The sequence below is a fragment of the Agarilytica rhodophyticola genome (assembly GCF_002157225.2).
GTDB lineage: Bacteria > Pseudomonadota > Gammaproteobacteria > Pseudomonadales > Cellvibrionaceae > Agarilytica > Agarilytica rhodophyticola.
In genome coordinates, this window is the sequence record NZ_CP020038.1 from 4,392,030 (window position 1) to 4,408,838 (window position 16,809).

The following is a 16,809-nucleotide window of genomic DNA, read 5'->3' on the forward strand; positions in this document are numbered from 1 at the left end:
AGAATTATAAAATACCTAGATGATCCTACAAAATTCAAAAAAAGGAAAAATAAGACACGATAATTCAACTTAAAAAAGAAAGTGATAATTATATCACTCGATCTATAATTGATGCCAAAAATCCATAATAAAAACACTTTCATAGCGGCAGAAAATGTTAGCAATTAAAATGAAAGGTAATTGGCCACTCATCCATTTTAAAAACGATAGTCATTTAAGTGCCATTTTTTCAATTTTTTGGTATATTTATTTTTAAGATCAATGCGATGTAACAGGAAACTAAACACTGAAGCTACGATGTGAATAGTATTTATTTAAAAAGGAGAATTTCAATATTATAGTAAATGTAAAATAAAAATTAACATACAAACTAGTAATGTAATCCAATCCAGCAGCTTTCTTATATACACATCATAAATGATTTGTTGTTGATCGGTGATAATACAAAAAGAGCTCCTATCTTCCGTAATATTCTTAGTAGATGTGTAAGAAAATAAAAAGTCTAAAACAAAAAGATGACATGCTGTAAGTAATCTTATATGAAAAAACTCACCAGACCATAGTGAAACAACTACCGAAGCTGAGTGAGGCACAACTTGTCTGTAGTTTGGTAATAAAACGGAATCCACCAAAATCACACCTACAAACCAAAAGCAATAGTACACTTGTATTGCTAACGAGGCATTTCCATTCCAAAATAAGAAACGGCCTTGTTCATCTATCAAGCTCGATTTTTCGCTCTCTGCAAACCAAAACAATATCATTACTAATAATAGAATAGAACGCAGCATCCCAAAATAGGTTTTTATCTTATACTGATATAATAAAAAGAAGAATGTTTGAGCAAGGAAAAACAACAAAAATGCATACCCTACAACACTATTTAAAGCAAGGTTCTCGAAATAGATAGAAGCTTTTGATGCGATAACAACAAGTAAAAAGAATGACTCGATTATTATTAACTCAATAATTCTACGATGTGTTTTCACCTCATCATCAGTTTTTGAAAAGTATATTAATATGGGTAATATAATACAGAATGATATTTCAAATAATAGTGTTGTTCTTGCTAGCAATGCAATACCATAAAAGTACACTAAAGAAATGACAGCCAATACTATAAATTCTAGATAAGAACTAATTATTGTCTTTTTCATTAAACTATTTTCTCAAAAATACAAAAAAACAACCAGTAAGATTATGATGCAGTACTTTTTTCTTCTAATGGCAAATGGTAGGAATGATCGTAAATATCCCGCTTCAGGTAGTTAATAATCTCTCGATAGCTTTTAAAGGAAAAACATTTATTATATAGCTGAGGAATTTTCTTATTAACTTTTCTTAGTTGATTGCGGGGTATTCCAGGAAAATCATGGTGCTCAATATGATAATTGATCCCCCCAGATAAAAACCCCGAAAATTTCGCGTAAATAGAACTTGTTGGTTGATAGCCGTCTTCATCATTTTTACCAGACTTGTGTATTCCTACCCAGAGAAATAAATAAGGGTGCATAAAACCCTTGTAGAACAAGTGGGAAGCATATAAGTAAAGTAAGAAATTAAAATTGCCAAATATTAGGTACATAATAAAAAAGCTTAATAACACGATAAAGTCTTGTGATAGCGCATCCTTAATACGTTCTGTAGAGCGTCCAGACTTCTCCATCTGAATCAGTAATTTTATACGAGAGGGAACAAGCATTGGTAATTTCAAAGTGTCGATTACAGGCATGCCGAAAAGAACAATAGCTCTCAACCATTTATTATCGCGAATTTTTTCAAATCGATATACTGGAGTGCCGTCTTTTTCATTCCTAAACAAATACATATTTCTTAAGTGTGTAATTGGATCAAGATCTAGAGGGCGCTCGTAGGCTCCTTCTATAATCTCGTCAATTGAGTGCTCTCCTAAAAAGCGATGATGAGATATATGCCCCCACTTATAATAAAAATAATTACCAGAAGATATGTCAGGCAGGCTGGCAAACCTTAATAAGATATTTTTTGCTGTCTTATTTGAGAAGAAAGGGTGCACCAAGTTATGACAGATTTCATGGCAATTTGAAAAAATATACACACAAAGAAAAGCACCTACAATATATGCCATAATTATTATATTTAAGAGCGACATATGAGTGCTTAGATAACAGAGTAGAAACTGAAGCCCAGTAGTAAAAAAAATAGCACATACCGTTCTTTTGCTGTGACGCTTAGGTAGTTCTATTTTCCACTCACGCAGTGCTCGCTGAGCACGCAATTGATGCCATCTATTTTTCGTGGTGCTCATGTATCGTAACCTTAATAAAGTATTTTTTAAATTACCTGAAGTTGTATTTTTAGACAGAATAAATATCGATAAATTTTACAAATATTTATTTATTAATGGTTACCGTATTTATTTTTTTTGAGGCTGATCTTCTTTTTACAACTAAGTTAGATCTTATTTCTGTTAGAATTGTCATAATAATATTTTTCCAAGTAAAAGGAACCAAGACAAATACTCCAATACCATCACGGTATCCTGTTCGTTCTATAAAATCTTCAACATGAGGTGATGGGTGACGATACCAATAATCACGGACTTCAGGTGATTCAATACTTTTTATAAAAGAGCTTGTCTTCCCTATCAACTTGTCAGCGTCTAAAACAACATACCCAACCTTCTTGGCAATATGATCAACCAATTGTTTGTAAGGTTCGGGAGTTTCTTTTTTGTAATGCGGGTAAAATTCATAACATACGCGCTGAAAAGTATAGTAAACAGACGGATGAATAAAGAGCCCGAAACAATATATTTCTCTAAAGGGGAAACATATTTTATGTTTAAGAACAACTTCAATGGCATAATTTGACAGCTTTACCTTCCTTCGATACTCAGGATATACCGCTGCCATAGATTTGAATATGCTAACTGTTTTTGACCCCAAATTTAAAGATATTCGTTGGACAATAACAAATCCCACAACCTGTTCATTACATTCTACTAAGAGAGCTCGTACATCTTTATTTAATGGGTGTCGAACGATACCTATGATATCCATTTCATTAAACCCTATGAATGTTTGCGAAACTATATTATAGATATCGCTAATAATTCTGTTAAACCTTTCCTGGCTTTTTATCTCCTTAAATGAGAATTCACGTTTTTTTAATTTCATGAGGAATGCCAAATTAGTGCTCGTCAATTTTAACATATAGATATTCCAAATTTTCTATATGCGACGGAAGGATCTATTAATAAGTATTACGTAGTCAATTGTTGGCAGTAAAATGAATTAATTTTTAATATGATGTCGAGCTTTTTATATTAAAGATATGATATCTTTGTTTTCTTGGATAAAATTGTTTTTCAAAGGGGTAAACTATAAAAGTATTAAATCTTAAACTTTATTAGAAGTAATGGCAAAAGAAGTCATATTAACTAACTTAAAAAATTGCCACCACACCTGCTATAAATAGAGGCTAACACTTATAAAAGCATCTATATTTAAGCACTACTATGAAATCTAAACCCTTCCAAATTTTATATATCTCACACTCAACTACTGATAACGCCTTAAGGATATGGCATAGAATTACATTAAATTAGGTATATTTAACAATCAATTTCTGGGGTTAATGTGCTGCAATAAGACAACAAGGTATCTGCCTGAGGAGTTCTTCATAAACCAAGGAAAAAATAATTAGTTTCTAGCATCTGGGGATATAATACAAAGATTAGGTGATCGGATGGCATATATTATATGCCTTGCCGGAATACCCTCAGGAATTAAGATACACTAGTCTTATGTAATAATAGAAGGAATAATCATGCTGCCACCCTAAACTAATAAATACCTTATGAGTAAGCATTCATCTCGCAAAACATTTATTGATAATTTTCGGAGAAAACAATACCTCAAGCAATAACTTACGACGTGTCAACAGGAGTAATAAGTACACCCATGATAGAAGATGATGAGGTTGACTTGAACTTAGAGAACTTGGACAACTTAGAGAAACTAGATAAAAAACTATCCTATAAGCACTCAAAAAATCACGCTGTTACTTCTTTCTTATTGGTACTACTTTGAATTATACAAATTAATGAATTACTTGGCTTTGTCTCAAAAACCAATTCCGTATTAGTGCGCCTTTTTGAGGCGGCGCGTTATGCAGATTTTTCACAACACTTTAATTCAAGCTCAATGAGTAGCGGTTTTGAAAAACTAAATAGCACATTTGATGTGCATACTCAAGCGGTTCGAAAATGTTAGGTCGGAACAAGAAGCGCATTTATGCCAGCTAAAAGCCTTTGTTCAGCACGTTCCGGTTCCACTCATGTGCCTTCACACGGATGGAAAGGTCGAATTTCTAAATAATAACGCCAAGTATTCATTCAGTAATCACTCCGTAACTAATATCAATGATTTAAAAAAATTGGCGATAGTTTCTAAAAAAAATTTAGCAATTCAACCTGGAGAACAACGTTCAGTTAATTTTTCAATAGATGATATGGAGCAGCAGCTTGCACTTACAGCAACACATATAAGTATACAAGGAAAACAGGATATTTTAGTTAGCACGCAAAATATCCAGAATGAATTAGACCAGGCACAGTTACAAGCTTAGCGAGAACTCGTTCGAGTACTGACGCATGAGATAATGAATAATATTACTCCAGTGGCTTCCTCGGCAAAAACTTCCGCTGATCTAGTCAATGGTACCAAACGGAAATTCGATAACAATAACGACTTATCGGAATCACTAGACGATACTGGTATAGCTGTCATGGTAGTTTCTCGTCGCAGTGAAAACCTCACTAAATCTATCAGCAGCCATCGAAGCTTAATGAATCTTCCTGATCCAGATAGAAACCTTATCAAAGTCAGTCTACTATTTGATCAGGTGATGGCTTTGGTAACGTTAGAATAGCAAGAGAATCATTACACTCGAGGTAAATATTCAACCAAGCGAACTGAATATAAATGTAGATACTTATATGTTAGAACAATTACTTATCAATTTATTAAAAATGCCGAGCAAGTATTAGAGAATACAGATAATGCAAGGGTTCATATGGAGACATATCTCAATCTATGAGGCTAAATAGTTATCTGCATTAGCGATAATGGGCCAAGAAAACCATAAGATATTGCACATAAGATATTCGTACTATTTTTTACAACGAAAAGAGATGAGTCCGGAGTTGGTTTAGATCTCGCTCGCCAAATTATGGGCTTACATGGCCGCAATATAAAGCTTAACCACTCTAATCTAGAAGGAGAAAAATTTGATTTAACCTTTTAAAACTGATTTTTTTAGCTTATTACAGACTAATATGACGCGAAAAAACGCATAATTCTATTTTCGTGCTTATTGGCGCTAATTCCCTAAACAATGACTAATACTTGATTAAAAACAATAAGGCAATAGTATTTTTATATATTGTTAACGAGTTATTATCGATAGCTATTGAGATAACAGCTGTCGCGCTAGTCCCAGAATAATAAAAATTTATTAGAAGGGATCTCTATCATTAGAGACCTCATAAATTCAAACTTTAACTTTCTTTATATATTCGAAGTATTAAATTTCAAAAGGAAATAGGTTTATGAATATAAAATTTAGAAATATCGTACTATCTGCTACTTTAATTTTTATGGCATTAATTAGTTTAAAGGCACATACTGGTGAATGTGTCATAGATCGATTCGGTTTAAGCACACCACCTATGACATGGAATAACGGTTCTCGGGTGGGCGATGCAAAAGTCTCTTCATTTGGGCCTGGAAGTTGTAATGTCCTACCGGGAAGCATTATCAAAGAAGTCAGAATGTCGTTTAGCTACGACAGTAAGCCGAGTATATTAACTGCCGGGCTCATTTGGGGAACTTATAGATTTACCTTAAGCACAAGTGGTATACAGGCTTCCAACGAAGCAATTGTAAGTGGTAGCGGCTTCCGACAGATAGGTACTAGTGCTGTTTTTTCAGAATTTAATGGCTTGGATTTACACAACCTAACGTTTAGTGTCCTCGCTCAACAAACCAACTTATCCGTTAATTTAAGATGTAGGCATAACAATAGGTCGGTATGCGAAAAATATATGATTGCCGAGTATCAGGTTAATATAGAATACGAAAACGCTAGCATGGTCGCCCCCATCCCCCCTACTAATGTTACTGCTAGCGCATCACAAGATGACATTACCATCTCATGGTCAGACGTTTTCAATGCAACTTACTACAATCGAGAAGTATCGTTAGACGACGGCATAACCTGGACTAACCAAAAACAATATTTTGCTCCACAAACATCGGTGACGTTTAATAATCAGCAACCAAGAACTTACAAATATCGTATTCGGGCATGTAATGATGCAGGTTGCTCCGGTTGGCGGCAGTCAAATTCTTTAGTCATTTTGCCCAATAGCCCCGGCAGTGTGACTGCTACTGTGATAAATACCAATAGCATCAATATTTCATGGGCTGCGGTTACTGGCGCCACACACTATCATAGAGAAGTTTCATTAGACGCCGGTGTTAGTTTTACTAACCAGAAAACTTACAACGCACCGCAAACACAAGTAACATTTGATAATCAACAAACAAGATCTTATCAATATCGAGTTCGATCTTGCGCCGCAGTAGGTTGCTCTGCTTGGACATATTCAAATAATGTTACTGTAAATTAGTCATCAGCAATAGTTGCTCCTATCGGGATTTTTTTATTAGATTTAATGATAGGATAAATAGCAATCAAGATTGCGGTTGTTACGGAAAATAGCCGCAATCGTACTAAAAAATTAAATAAAGTTAACAAAAAATTAGATGAGCTAAAAATTATGAAGATTTTTTTTGAAAAAGAAGCAAGCAATACTAATTATGTCGGTAAAAAACAATAAAAAATATATAGGTTCTAAGCAAAACTAGATTTTAGGTAAGTTGAAGACTGAAAATATTCTACGGATAACGGCGCTTTTTATGGTATTTATGGATTTTATAGAGTCGACTTTAAAAACGATTATTAGTCTAACATAATTGAAGTGAGTATAGCAGACGTACTATTTAAATCGTATATGAGTACACATACACAATAATAGAGAACAAAATGCTTCCTGTAAACCAAGCTTGTGATTGCTTTTCAGTTAATAATTTAAAGTTAATTCTATCACTTTCAAGTTCATCCTCTGTTCTTATTCTTACATCGAGATTTGAACTAAACACTACATTATAGTCTTCAGTGTAGCTATATATGAGTCTCCAGCCGGGCGCTTTTCCAGCTACACTTAAGGTAATGAATATATAAAAGAATACTACTAACACAATTGTTGAAATTAGCTTCACGTCTACTTCCCTCTACATAGATTAAGCTTTCATTATCTTCTTAGAATAATCTAACTAGCAGTTTTTTATCCATCACATTATTTGGCTGATACATAGTGCAACACTTCTGCATTCGCCTGCAGGGGGTCACACTCATCGGTACCTTTAAATGTTAAACTTTTTCCCGATACATAGGCTGCTAACAGTTTACTGTAGATAGCTTTACCCTGATCAGATTTGAGATGAAATATATAATCATAAGGGTTTGTTGCACAGGTAGGCTTATTTCCAGGTATTTTTTCCAACGAGACGAAGACAAAATCATTGGAGTTGTAAGTTAATAATTCCTTTATCTTACTTGTTGTCACATCGCTCGCCATTGCATTGGCAGAGAACAACAACATCACTAACGCTCTTAATTTCATGAATTATTACTTTTCCTAGTATTACTTTTCCCGGCATTAATATTCCAAATTCTAGCTTGGCGAAAAAACCAAAGCTAGCTCCTCCGCGCTAGAGTAGCCCAAAAATATATGCTAAGTAAAGTAGAAAAGCTTCTTTTACTGATGAGCGATTAATCGCGTTGTTTTGTTGTTGATTCAGCGATTGGATCTATTGATACATCCCATAGAATGGGATGCGCACAGGTGAAAAATAGATTAGATTTACACATATTTATGGGCTGTACTTCAAGTCAGAGTACAGCCTTAATATACTTTAATTCTTCTCTGAAACGCTAACTATCTCATAACTACCTAAGCCTAGCATTTTTATTTTCTGGGTAAAAAATCGCCACTTTGAACTTCTCCCCATTCCTCCTTTCATCTTAACACCAAAGAAATAGGCTTGAGAGTTTTCATCTGGCCGGTAGGCGTCGGGATGTAGCGAAGCTTGTGCGAACGCGAGGCTGTTTTTCATCGCTGCTTGATCTGCAACACCACCTGATGTTTGAATATTATGGTGACTTACCCGAACGGCACCACTGCCATCAGAAGCGCGTAAATAGCCAACTGCGCAACCGGTGAGTTTAGCGGTAAACATCAAATCAATACCTTCTGATTTTTCACAGACCACACTATAACCTGCATTTTCAGACCAAGGTAAGTAATAAGCACGCAGGCTACCACGATCGATAGAGCCATTTAAGGTTGTTATGCCGCCGTCATCCATATAGGAATCGAAGTCAAAGTTTCTAACGGGTGAGCAATTCAGATCAGCTGCTGGTGAAGGCACTAACAGAATATGCTTTTGTAAAAACTTAATGGGGTTATTTAGTAATCCTTCGCTCACTACCTTGTTTATTTTATCAGACATATAAAACTCCACACTTATTTCATTAAATATTATGACTATAGGGTATATGACAGAAACACTAAAAAGAGTTGTTTATAGTGTTTCGCGTTTTACAAAAAATCTATAACCGATTACCCTGGTTATCCACTGCATCGAGAACATGATCATCTGGATTATCATTGAGCGGATCCGCAATCCAAGGAGCTACACAGGCACGGTCGATAATACAAGGATCGCTCAATGCTTGTAAAAATGCCACTAGCTGATCGGTTTCTTGTGGATTTAAATTTGGCGATTGAAACAAGGAGGTATTGTTACGTCGCTCATCGCCTAATTTGTCGAGTGCGCGCTCTGAGTTTGTTTGTGCATAGGGGTATAGGTTTTCACAGTTATCAATATCTTCAAACTGTTGTAACTGACACCATCCTCCTTGTCCAAAAAAATCATCAATAGCCCCTCTTGGATTGACATAATGTCTTATCACATCGCGCAGGTTTGCATAAGCACCGGTATGACCATAAGGCGCCGTTTGCACAATATTCAGTAGACTCGGCGTACGAAAGCGATAACGATCTTCGCTGTAGCCAGTTTCTCTTTCACGGCCAAAATCATCATTGTTGGTATCGCCTTTGCCTGGGCCAATTTGCGGAAATGCTACCGTATGATGCTGACTATCGCTAAACAAAGGGCCATTATGACAATTAGCACAGCCGGCGCCACCTTGATTGACATTAGTAAAGAATAATATAGCGCCTTGTTTTTGTTGGTCACTCAGGGCTGCTAAATCTCCATCTATGTAGTTTTGCCATGGTGTATCGACAAAAACCATAGAACGCTGATACTCACCGAGGGCAAGCGCAATATTATCGAAAGTGATCAAGGTTTGGGCATCTTGTACGCTACCAAATGCAGTTCTAAATTCAACCAACCATTGATTTCTTTCTAACTCATCAACTCCTACACCATAGTTACCAATGCGGGCTGCAAGATGGTCGCGAACACTTGCATTATCGCTACCGTTTTCGAAGTTTTCCGATCTCATCTCTTCGATAGAGGTGACGGGAAATCGTGCCTGTGCCGCTACTAAATTAGGGCCTGCATTATTATCGGACTCACCGAAGTCTGAATCGGGTGTACGAATATCAGTAAGGCTTCCATTGGTTCCTTCCTGCGCACTTAAGCTCTCCACGCGAGAATCAAAGAACATACCTACATCCCAAAGTCCCGCGTTTAAAACTGTCGGTGAGTTACGTGGAACCAGCGGTGCACCGTCCATATGTTCGCGACCAATACCAATAAGATTGGGTTCGGTAGCACCAACACCGACAGGCAAAGACAAGGCATCCGCTCCGCCCAGTGTTGGGTGGTGACACGATGCGCAGGCTGAATCGAAATCACCGCCAAGACTTTTGCTAAAGAACAACTTTTTACCAAGTTGCGACAGAGGTGCTTCAATATTGGGGAGATCGCGCCCTACTAAAGGGTTCAAATCCCAGGAAAAACTCTCAATAATTTGGCTTAACTGAGCATCTAATGGTGAGGGGTTGTCGTTACTGGCTAGGTCGCCCTCATCTAGGTTCACCTCATCATCTTGAGTGCCACTAGCATCTGGTGAAACGGCGATCGCCTCTCCTGTCGGCCCTGCAGCTGTGTTCTCGTCAGATCCATCAGCTTCACTAGAACCGCCACCGCAGGCGGTAGTAAGTAATACGAAAGCCAACAAGTATAAACGCAGCGCACATGCGGTATCCTCTAATTTTTTATATGATTCCATGTTTTTAACACCTCATTCAATCGATTCACAAATAAGAGATTAAGGCGCAATCGAGCAAATCTAGCTTGTGAAATTCGCAAACAAATAGGAAATCCGAGATAAAAACGCATATAACGTTTTTCTTTGTGACAAAAGTCGCTAAATTAAAAATATGGAAGGAAAACATTATATATGACCATACAAAGTAAACTCATATTAGCACTCACAGGCTTAGGGCTTGGCACTTGCTTGGCACTGTATCTATTTATGCAGTGGAGCTTTGATCGCGGTCTTATTTCCTATGTCAATGAGCAAGAAAAGGCATCTAAACAAGCATTGACTGAAGCACTTTCTCACTACTATCGACAAAATAGTAATTGGCAAGAATTCGCCAATAACCCTCGATCATATCATCGCCTGGTACGAGAATACTTACCAAGAAAGCAAACCAGCCAAGGTGGCAACACGCAAATTGAGAGACGTCCTCCTGAACATAGACCACCGCCAGATAGACGCCGTTTTTATGGTAATACACCTCGCGAAAACCGCCCTCCACCAAGGCGAGGGCCACCACCACCAACATTACTAGAGGCTGATAAATCTATAATTGTGGGACGTCATAATCCGCAACATTTGGTTGTACCCATCAAATTAGATGGAGTGACCGTCGGTTGGCTATCATTCCCTAAACCACCCTATCCTCTTGAACAATATAACTTCTCCTTAAAAGAGAATCTCGATCTCGCTTTTCTAGTACTGGCAGTGGTACTTAGCGTTTCTGTGTTTGGCATCGGAATCCCCCTTTCTCGCCACTTTGTTTCACCTCTCAAACAATTAACATATGCATTAAATGCTTTGACCAAGGGTAAATACACGACTGACCTTAAAGTGAATCGTCGAGATGAAATCGGTCAACTGGCAAAGGACGTTAGGATACTTGCCGAAACCCTTAAGAGTAATGAATCTTCACGTAGCCGCTGGATCGCCGGGATATCTCATGAGCTAAGAACTCCACTTGCTATTACATTAGGTGAAGTAGAAGCAATGATGGAAGATATCCGACCATTAACAAAAGACAACTTGTTATCCGTTAAGGAAGAAGTGGATCAATTAAACAGGCTTATAAATGACCTTTACGAATTGTCGAATGCTGAGATTGGTGCCTTACGCTACCACATGGTGCGCCTTGATTTACGCGATGTGGTTGCAAATGGCACAGAGCGTTTCGAAGAGCTCATGGCTGACAAAAACTTAAACTTAAAGTTATCGCTACCCAAATATCCGGTATTTATCGATGCGGATGTACAAAGGCTCAACCAGCTGATGAATAATCTGCTCACCAACGAAATAAAATACGCGCAAACTTATGGTAACGTGCACTTAAGTTTAACCATTAATAAAAATATCGCAGCGCTAAAGATCGAAGACAGTGGGCCTGGCGTGGCGCCAGATCAGTTGGATAAGTTATTCGATCATTTATACCGTGTCGATGCATCATATACAAAAAAAGTGAGTGGCTCAGGCCTCGGTTTAGCCATATGCAAAAAAATCGTCGAAGCACATATAGGTACAATTGAAGCACAGGCGTCTCCCTTGGGAGGAATCGCTATTTATATGAATTTTCCTCTTTCTGACTAAGTGAAAAGTAATGCAAAAAATATTAATTGTTGAAGATGAAATAAAAATTGCCCAACTTCATAAAGATTATATTGAACAAATGAATTTCAGTGCCCATATCATTGATCATGGAGATATGGTGATTGATTGGGTAAAAAATAATACTCCTGATTTAATTGTGTTAGATATCATGTTACCTGGTAAAGATGGCCTAAGCATATGCAAGGAAATACGTCAGTTCTCTAATGTTCCAATTATTATGGTAACCGCGAGGATAGAGGAAATTGACCGCATACTTGGTTTAGAGCTAGGTGCTGATGATTACGTATGTAAGCCTGTTAGCCCGAAAGAAATTGTCGCGAGAGTAAGGGCAAATTTGCGTCGTGCTGAAATCCAACATCAAGAAACACCGAAAAATACAATTCGATTCGACGAGCATCAATATAAAGCATGGTTATTGGATCAACCTATCGAGCTAACCGCTATAGAATTTCAATTGTTGCTATCATTAGCGAATCAACCTGGTCGAGTTTTTTCACGCAATCAAATTATGCAAAAAATTTACAGTGATAGTCGTATTGTCAGCGATAAAACTATCGACAGCCATGTTAAAAAAATTCGCAAAAAATTAAAACAAATCGACCCGTCTCAAGAACATATTCACTCCATATATGGGGTCGGTTTTAAGTATGAGTTAAAGCAATAATTCAGCGAATATAAGACAAAAAAAGTACATATAATTTTTAAGTATCGACAATATGCAAAAAAGTAATCACCATATATTTTCTCAAACAATTGCTCGATAGCCTATAATAAATAGCTTGTTATAGGTCTAAAGAATCTTAAAAAGAGCATTTTCGATATTAGTTTATTTTATCACATCGCCTATAATGTAGGTATATTGGCAGTATTCGAACTTGGTTATAACGCTAACTATTTTTTGGTGTTACGTCAGCTTGATTAAGAATTCTAATTATTACCTGATCAAGAAGTAATATCAAAGTATGTTATTAGATATTTGCCGAAATAATTGTTGAATAAATATTGCATATCGTTTTAGAAGGTGATGTATGCGCAGTGAAGCGAACAAGTCTAACGACGGAAAACATAACCGTTCTCTCACAGAAGACCTCAGCAAGCTATACCAACAGTTATATTCTAAGTGGAGGCACTGCCGCCTAAATTGGAGGCCTTCTATTATATTAGAGTTGCGTCGCCATACTCTTGGACTATATGCCTTCGCGTCTCAAAATGGCTTTAATGATATCTCTGAGATTGCAAAAAACTTTGAGCTCAGACTGCGCTGTCTAGAAAAAAAGGCACAGTTTACACCCAAAGACGAGCAGCTCTTGGTAAATAACCTTGCCAGGTTAAAACGCCAAATCCTTTCCCTACACAATCATTCAGAAATTTTGACACTACATCCTAGTGCACAGATGGCACCTAATAACCGGTCTAATATGCCCAATTCTCAATCTGAGCCACAACGGCCCTCTAAAGGTGCTATCGGCCTACTAGAAGTGGATAGTCAACTCAGAGATCAAATTAGCTTAGCTCTTTACAATGCAGGCTATACAGTAACCCGATTTGAAACAGCAATACAGCTACAACAAGCAATGCAAACACCCTGTTTTGACCTGTTATTAATGGGTTCATCCTTAACTAAAGAATCTGTAGCAACCCCAAAGATAACAGAGGATTTTTTAGCGAGAGTATCAACTCAAATACCTGTCATTATAGTGTCCGACGGTATCGATATAACAACACGTTTGACAGCACTGCGTGCTGGTGTCAAAACCTACTTAACCGTGCCTATCAGAGAAAATGAAATACTGACAAAAATCGAAGGTATTCTCAGTAAAAGTAGACAAGATAGAACACGAGTACTTGTGATTGACGATGACAAAATGTTAACTAAGTACTATGAAACTACCCTTGAAGAAGCTGGGTTTAGTGTTAAGGCGATCAATGACCCTTTACAATCTTTGCAGGAAATAGAGCACTTCAAGCCTGATGTTATTACGCTAGATTATCATATGCCCCACTGTAATGGGTTGGAAGTTGCTGAGATTTTGCGTGGCGATCCTCGTCATATGAATATCCCCATCATATTTATGACGGCCTCTGAAGAAGCAAAGCAACATATAGAATTAATGCGCCACTATAGCAAATCCGTATTTGAAAAACCGGTGGATATTAGTACTTTAAGCGAAGCTATTAATAATATTAGTGAAAAAACTAAGAAATGTATTCAAAGACCAGACATAAAACAAGATTCTCAAAAAAACAGCAATCAGAAGATTGAAACAGCCAACAAGATCAACTCCCACGTTGAAGAAAGTAAACCTAAACAAACACTTGAACTTTCTGAAAAAGTTTCAGCGGCATTGAGGTCTCGCGCTTTCGAGCTAGCATTCCAACCCATCGTACGTCCCGACGGCGACGAGCAAATATTTGAAGTGCTCGCACGATTGAAGGACGAAGATGGTGAGCTCTATACAGCGGATACGTTTATTCCATTTATTGAAAAAGAAATTGAAGATGGTAGTTATCACCTCGATCGCTGGGTTATTGAAAATGCATTTCAAACCTTAGAGAAGACAACGGGCCGAGGCTCGGCAGAGTTTTCTATCGTAATTAAACTTTCTCCTAACTTAAAACAGATAGAGAGACTATTACCTTTTATTTATAATATTGTGAGTAATTCTCGCTTACGGGGTATCAACAGAATTTATTTTTCGGTACCTGAAAAAGCCTTGGCTGCTAATACTGCTCAAGCAAGCCATCTTATTAAAGCCCTACATACAAGCGGCTGCGGATTTGTCCTGGAACAATGTAACGCCTCGGATAAAAGCATAGAATTGATTAATACGGTTGATAAGATCGAATTTATAAAGCTAGACAGAAAAACATGTAACACAAATACCGACTTAAAAGATACACAAAGAAAAATAGATAAACTGCGAAACGCACTTGGCGATAAAGGGGAAATTATTGCGGGAGTTGTAGAAGATGCCAAAACTTTCGCCTATTATTGGCAGCTGGATATACGTTTATTCCAAGGTTTTTTTATTCATCGACCTCACCCATATATGCAATACCAAAGTTCAGATGAGCTTTTTATTTAGGATACTCAAAGCACTTGCAGCACAAACAGAAGAAGTAGCAAGCCTAACGTAACTCTAGCAACTAATAGCAAACCTCATATAGGAACTACTAGCAAATCTCATAGATAATTATAATTGCTCACCCAAAGATCTAGGTGAGCTACACAATATAGCCACTTCTGCTAAAGCTTGTTAACGCCAGCAAATAATTGAAAACAATAAGATTAGCTGAATCTTATATATGAGATTCATGGATATGGCCACCGTGCTGATGATGCCAGTGGTTATCATGCTTGTACTCTAATATTCCATTGGTAACACGGGTCTCATGACCACAATTGAGACCATGATCATGGGTATGCTTACCATGAGTTTTCATGCTTGCTTCATGTATATGGCCTTCGTGACCATGATGATCATGACCTTCATGATAGTAGTCGAAATGATCATCGTGCCATTCGGCGACATGACCACAGTCGATAGCATGTTTGTGAGGGTGATCTGAATGGGTAACATGTGCAGATTCTGCTAAGGCTAGAGGGGATAGCAATGCAGTTAGTACAAGGAGATTTTTCATTAACACTACTCTTTTCCGATATCTTTAAAACTATAATTTTTCGAATTGTATAATAACAGAGTGCCAATAACCATACCCAAGACCAATTGGGTTATTTAATTGAAATCTTTAATCAAACATTCGGAATGATATATCGTAACATTTAACCCCTCTAAAAAAACAATATACAAATAGCTAGAAAAGAAAGGATTGAAACAAGCATATAATCATTTATTATCTGCACATAGTCAGAGGTGAAGTTGACGTCTAAAGTCCATAAAAATATTATATTTTTGTTATTTGAACTCTCATACTTTTAAGTTATATAACGCATTTATAAACTCTTGCGGAGGCTTATACTTATGGCATTCAATATAATGAATGATTAGATCCGGACAAGCATAAATTATCTTTTTTTCTTGATTTATAATTCGAAGCTCTGCACTTCCGAGTAAAACTTTACGCTTACCATTCCTAAAATCATAAATAGGTTTTTGTTTACTGCATAATTCACAAAAATGTATCCCTCTAGTTTTGTTTGCAGATTTTGATAACAGTAAGCGTAGCTTGCTCACAAGCCTTGGCTGAGGTTTAGAAGAAACCTCATAATAATTAACGGCAGAGAGCCAGCCGACATTAAATGTAACATCTTCTTCTTTTAAATAATGATATTTTGTCAAATCTTTAAAATAAGTCACTTTTGACCTCAAGATATTTACTGTAGGTTCGCCATATATTTATCTCTCATAAATTCCATGATTCTATTGTGTGAGGTTTTCGTAACATTATAATATTTTGCATTATCTATTACCATCGCTAAAAAGGCTTCCGTGCCAACAGGAAATTGTCAGTTGGTTAGCGCGAGCTGCCACCCTGTACAACCAAAACAATCACTATAAAGGTGTAGTTTTGGGTTATGTTAGCATTATTACTTTAAGTGCTAATAATTGATTTATGATCATCATCTACATTAACAACAATGATTTTTGCGGCATTAAACAATCCGGCATAAATAATATGCGCAGTGAGAGTATGCATAGCTATTATTTATCTGTATCTATTATTAATAGCCGTACTGATATTAGTTTCCATTGTTAATATATCATCCACATCGAAGTACGACGTGATGCCAGCACTCAGGCTGTCATTCTTTGCATCATTGGCGGTACTGGCTCC

At 36.9% G+C, this 16,809-nt stretch carries 14 protein-coding genes; 6 read left to right on the forward strand and 8 right to left on the reverse strand.

What is annotated here, in order from left to right; translation table 11 throughout:
- Positions 1–335: 335 nt before the first annotated feature.
- From BVC89_RS18390 to BVC89_RS18400, 3 genes are all read right to left on the reverse strand, one after another.
- The gene (locus BVC89_RS18390; protein WP_086932596.1) at positions 336–1,157 is read right to left on the reverse strand and encodes a hypothetical protein; all 822 of its coding nucleotides are present in this window, start codon (positions 1,155–1,157) and stop codon (positions 336–338) included.
- 41 nt (positions 1,158–1,198) lie between these two features.
- Positions 1,199–2,287 carry a fatty acid desaturase family protein gene (locus BVC89_RS18395; protein WP_086932597.1) on the reverse strand — a complete coding sequence of 363 codons (1,089 nt, stop codon included), beginning with the start codon at positions 2,285–2,287 and terminating at the stop codon, positions 1,199–1,201.
- Between the two features lie 85 nt (positions 2,288–2,372).
- Positions 2,373–3,158 carry a hypothetical protein gene (locus tag BVC89_RS18400; RefSeq protein WP_158658019.1) on the reverse strand — a complete coding sequence of 262 codons (786 nt, stop codon included), beginning with the start codon at positions 3,156–3,158 and terminating at the stop codon, positions 2,373–2,375.
- A 1,066-nt stretch (positions 3,159–4,224) separates the two neighbouring features.
- Between BVC89_RS18400 and BVC89_RS18405 the strand changes: the two genes are divergently transcribed.
- The 3 genes from BVC89_RS18405 to BVC89_RS18415 all read left to right on the forward strand — a co-directional run bounded on the left by BVC89_RS18405 (position 4,225) and on the right by BVC89_RS18415 (position 6,676).
- Entirely contained in the window at positions 4,225–4,611 is a 387-nt protein-coding gene (locus tag BVC89_RS18405) for a hypothetical protein (RefSeq protein WP_086932599.1), read from the forward strand.
- Positions 4,612–4,644: 33 nt separating this feature from the next.
- Positions 4,645–4,914, forward strand: a complete 270-nt coding sequence (locus tag BVC89_RS18410) for a hypothetical protein (RefSeq protein ID WP_086932600.1) — start codon at positions 4,645–4,647, stop codon at positions 4,912–4,914.
- A 679-nt stretch (positions 4,915–5,593) separates the two neighbouring features.
- Complete coding sequence (locus BVC89_RS18415) at positions 5,594–6,676, forward strand: fibronectin type III domain-containing protein (RefSeq protein WP_086932601.1); 1,083 nt, start codon at positions 5,594–5,596, stop codon at positions 6,674–6,676.
- Between the two features lie 729 nt (positions 6,677–7,405).
- Here BVC89_RS18415 and BVC89_RS18425 read toward each other — a convergent pair.
- The 3 genes from BVC89_RS18425 to BVC89_RS18435 form a co-directional block, all read right to left on the reverse strand.
- Entirely contained in the window at positions 7,406–7,732 is a 327-nt protein-coding gene (locus BVC89_RS18425) for a hypothetical protein (protein ID WP_103654284.1), read from the reverse strand.
- A 292-nt stretch (positions 7,733–8,024) separates the two neighbouring features.
- Positions 8,025–8,621: a hypothetical protein gene (locus BVC89_RS18430; RefSeq protein WP_086932604.1), complete on the reverse strand. Its 597-nt coding sequence runs from the start codon at positions 8,619–8,621 to the stop codon at positions 8,025–8,027.
- A gap of 100 nt (positions 8,622–8,721) precedes the next feature.
- Complete coding sequence (locus BVC89_RS18435; protein ID WP_086932605.1) at positions 8,722–10,374, reverse strand: cytochrome-c peroxidase; 1,653 nt, start codon at positions 10,372–10,374, stop codon at positions 8,722–8,724.
- Positions 10,375–10,545: 171 nt separating this feature from the next.
- Between BVC89_RS18435 and BVC89_RS18440 the strand changes: the two genes are divergently transcribed.
- From BVC89_RS18440 to BVC89_RS18450, 3 genes are all read left to right on the forward strand, one after another.
- Positions 10,546–11,991 carry an ATP-binding protein gene (locus BVC89_RS18440; RefSeq protein WP_086932606.1) on the forward strand — a complete coding sequence of 482 codons (1,446 nt, stop codon included), beginning with the start codon at positions 10,546–10,548 and terminating at the stop codon, positions 11,989–11,991.
- Positions 11,992–12,001: 10 nt separating this feature from the next.
- A complete protein-coding gene (locus BVC89_RS18445) occupies positions 12,002–12,676 on the forward strand; it encodes a response regulator (protein WP_086932607.1) in 675 nt (224 codons plus the stop codon).
- Positions 12,677–13,040: 364 nt separating this feature from the next.
- Positions 13,041–15,098 carry an EAL domain-containing protein gene (locus BVC89_RS18450; RefSeq protein ID WP_086932608.1) on the forward strand — a complete coding sequence of 686 codons (2,058 nt, stop codon included), beginning with the start codon at positions 13,041–13,043 and terminating at the stop codon, positions 15,096–15,098.
- Positions 15,099–15,312: 214 nt separating this feature from the next.
- On the opposite strand, the gene BVC89_RS18455 is transcribed toward BVC89_RS18450, so the two are convergent.
- Together BVC89_RS18455 and BVC89_RS18460 are read right to left on the reverse strand one after the other, a co-directional pair.
- Positions 15,313–15,654, reverse strand: a complete 342-nt coding sequence (locus BVC89_RS18455) for a hypothetical protein (RefSeq protein ID WP_086932609.1) — start codon at positions 15,652–15,654, stop codon at positions 15,313–15,315.
- A gap of 287 nt (positions 15,655–15,941) precedes the next feature.
- Positions 15,942–16,331, reverse strand: coding sequence for a DUF7919 family protein (locus BVC89_RS18460; RefSeq protein WP_086932610.1), 390 nt, complete (start codon positions 16,329–16,331; stop codon positions 15,942–15,944).
- Positions 16,332–16,809 lie beyond the last annotated feature (478 nt).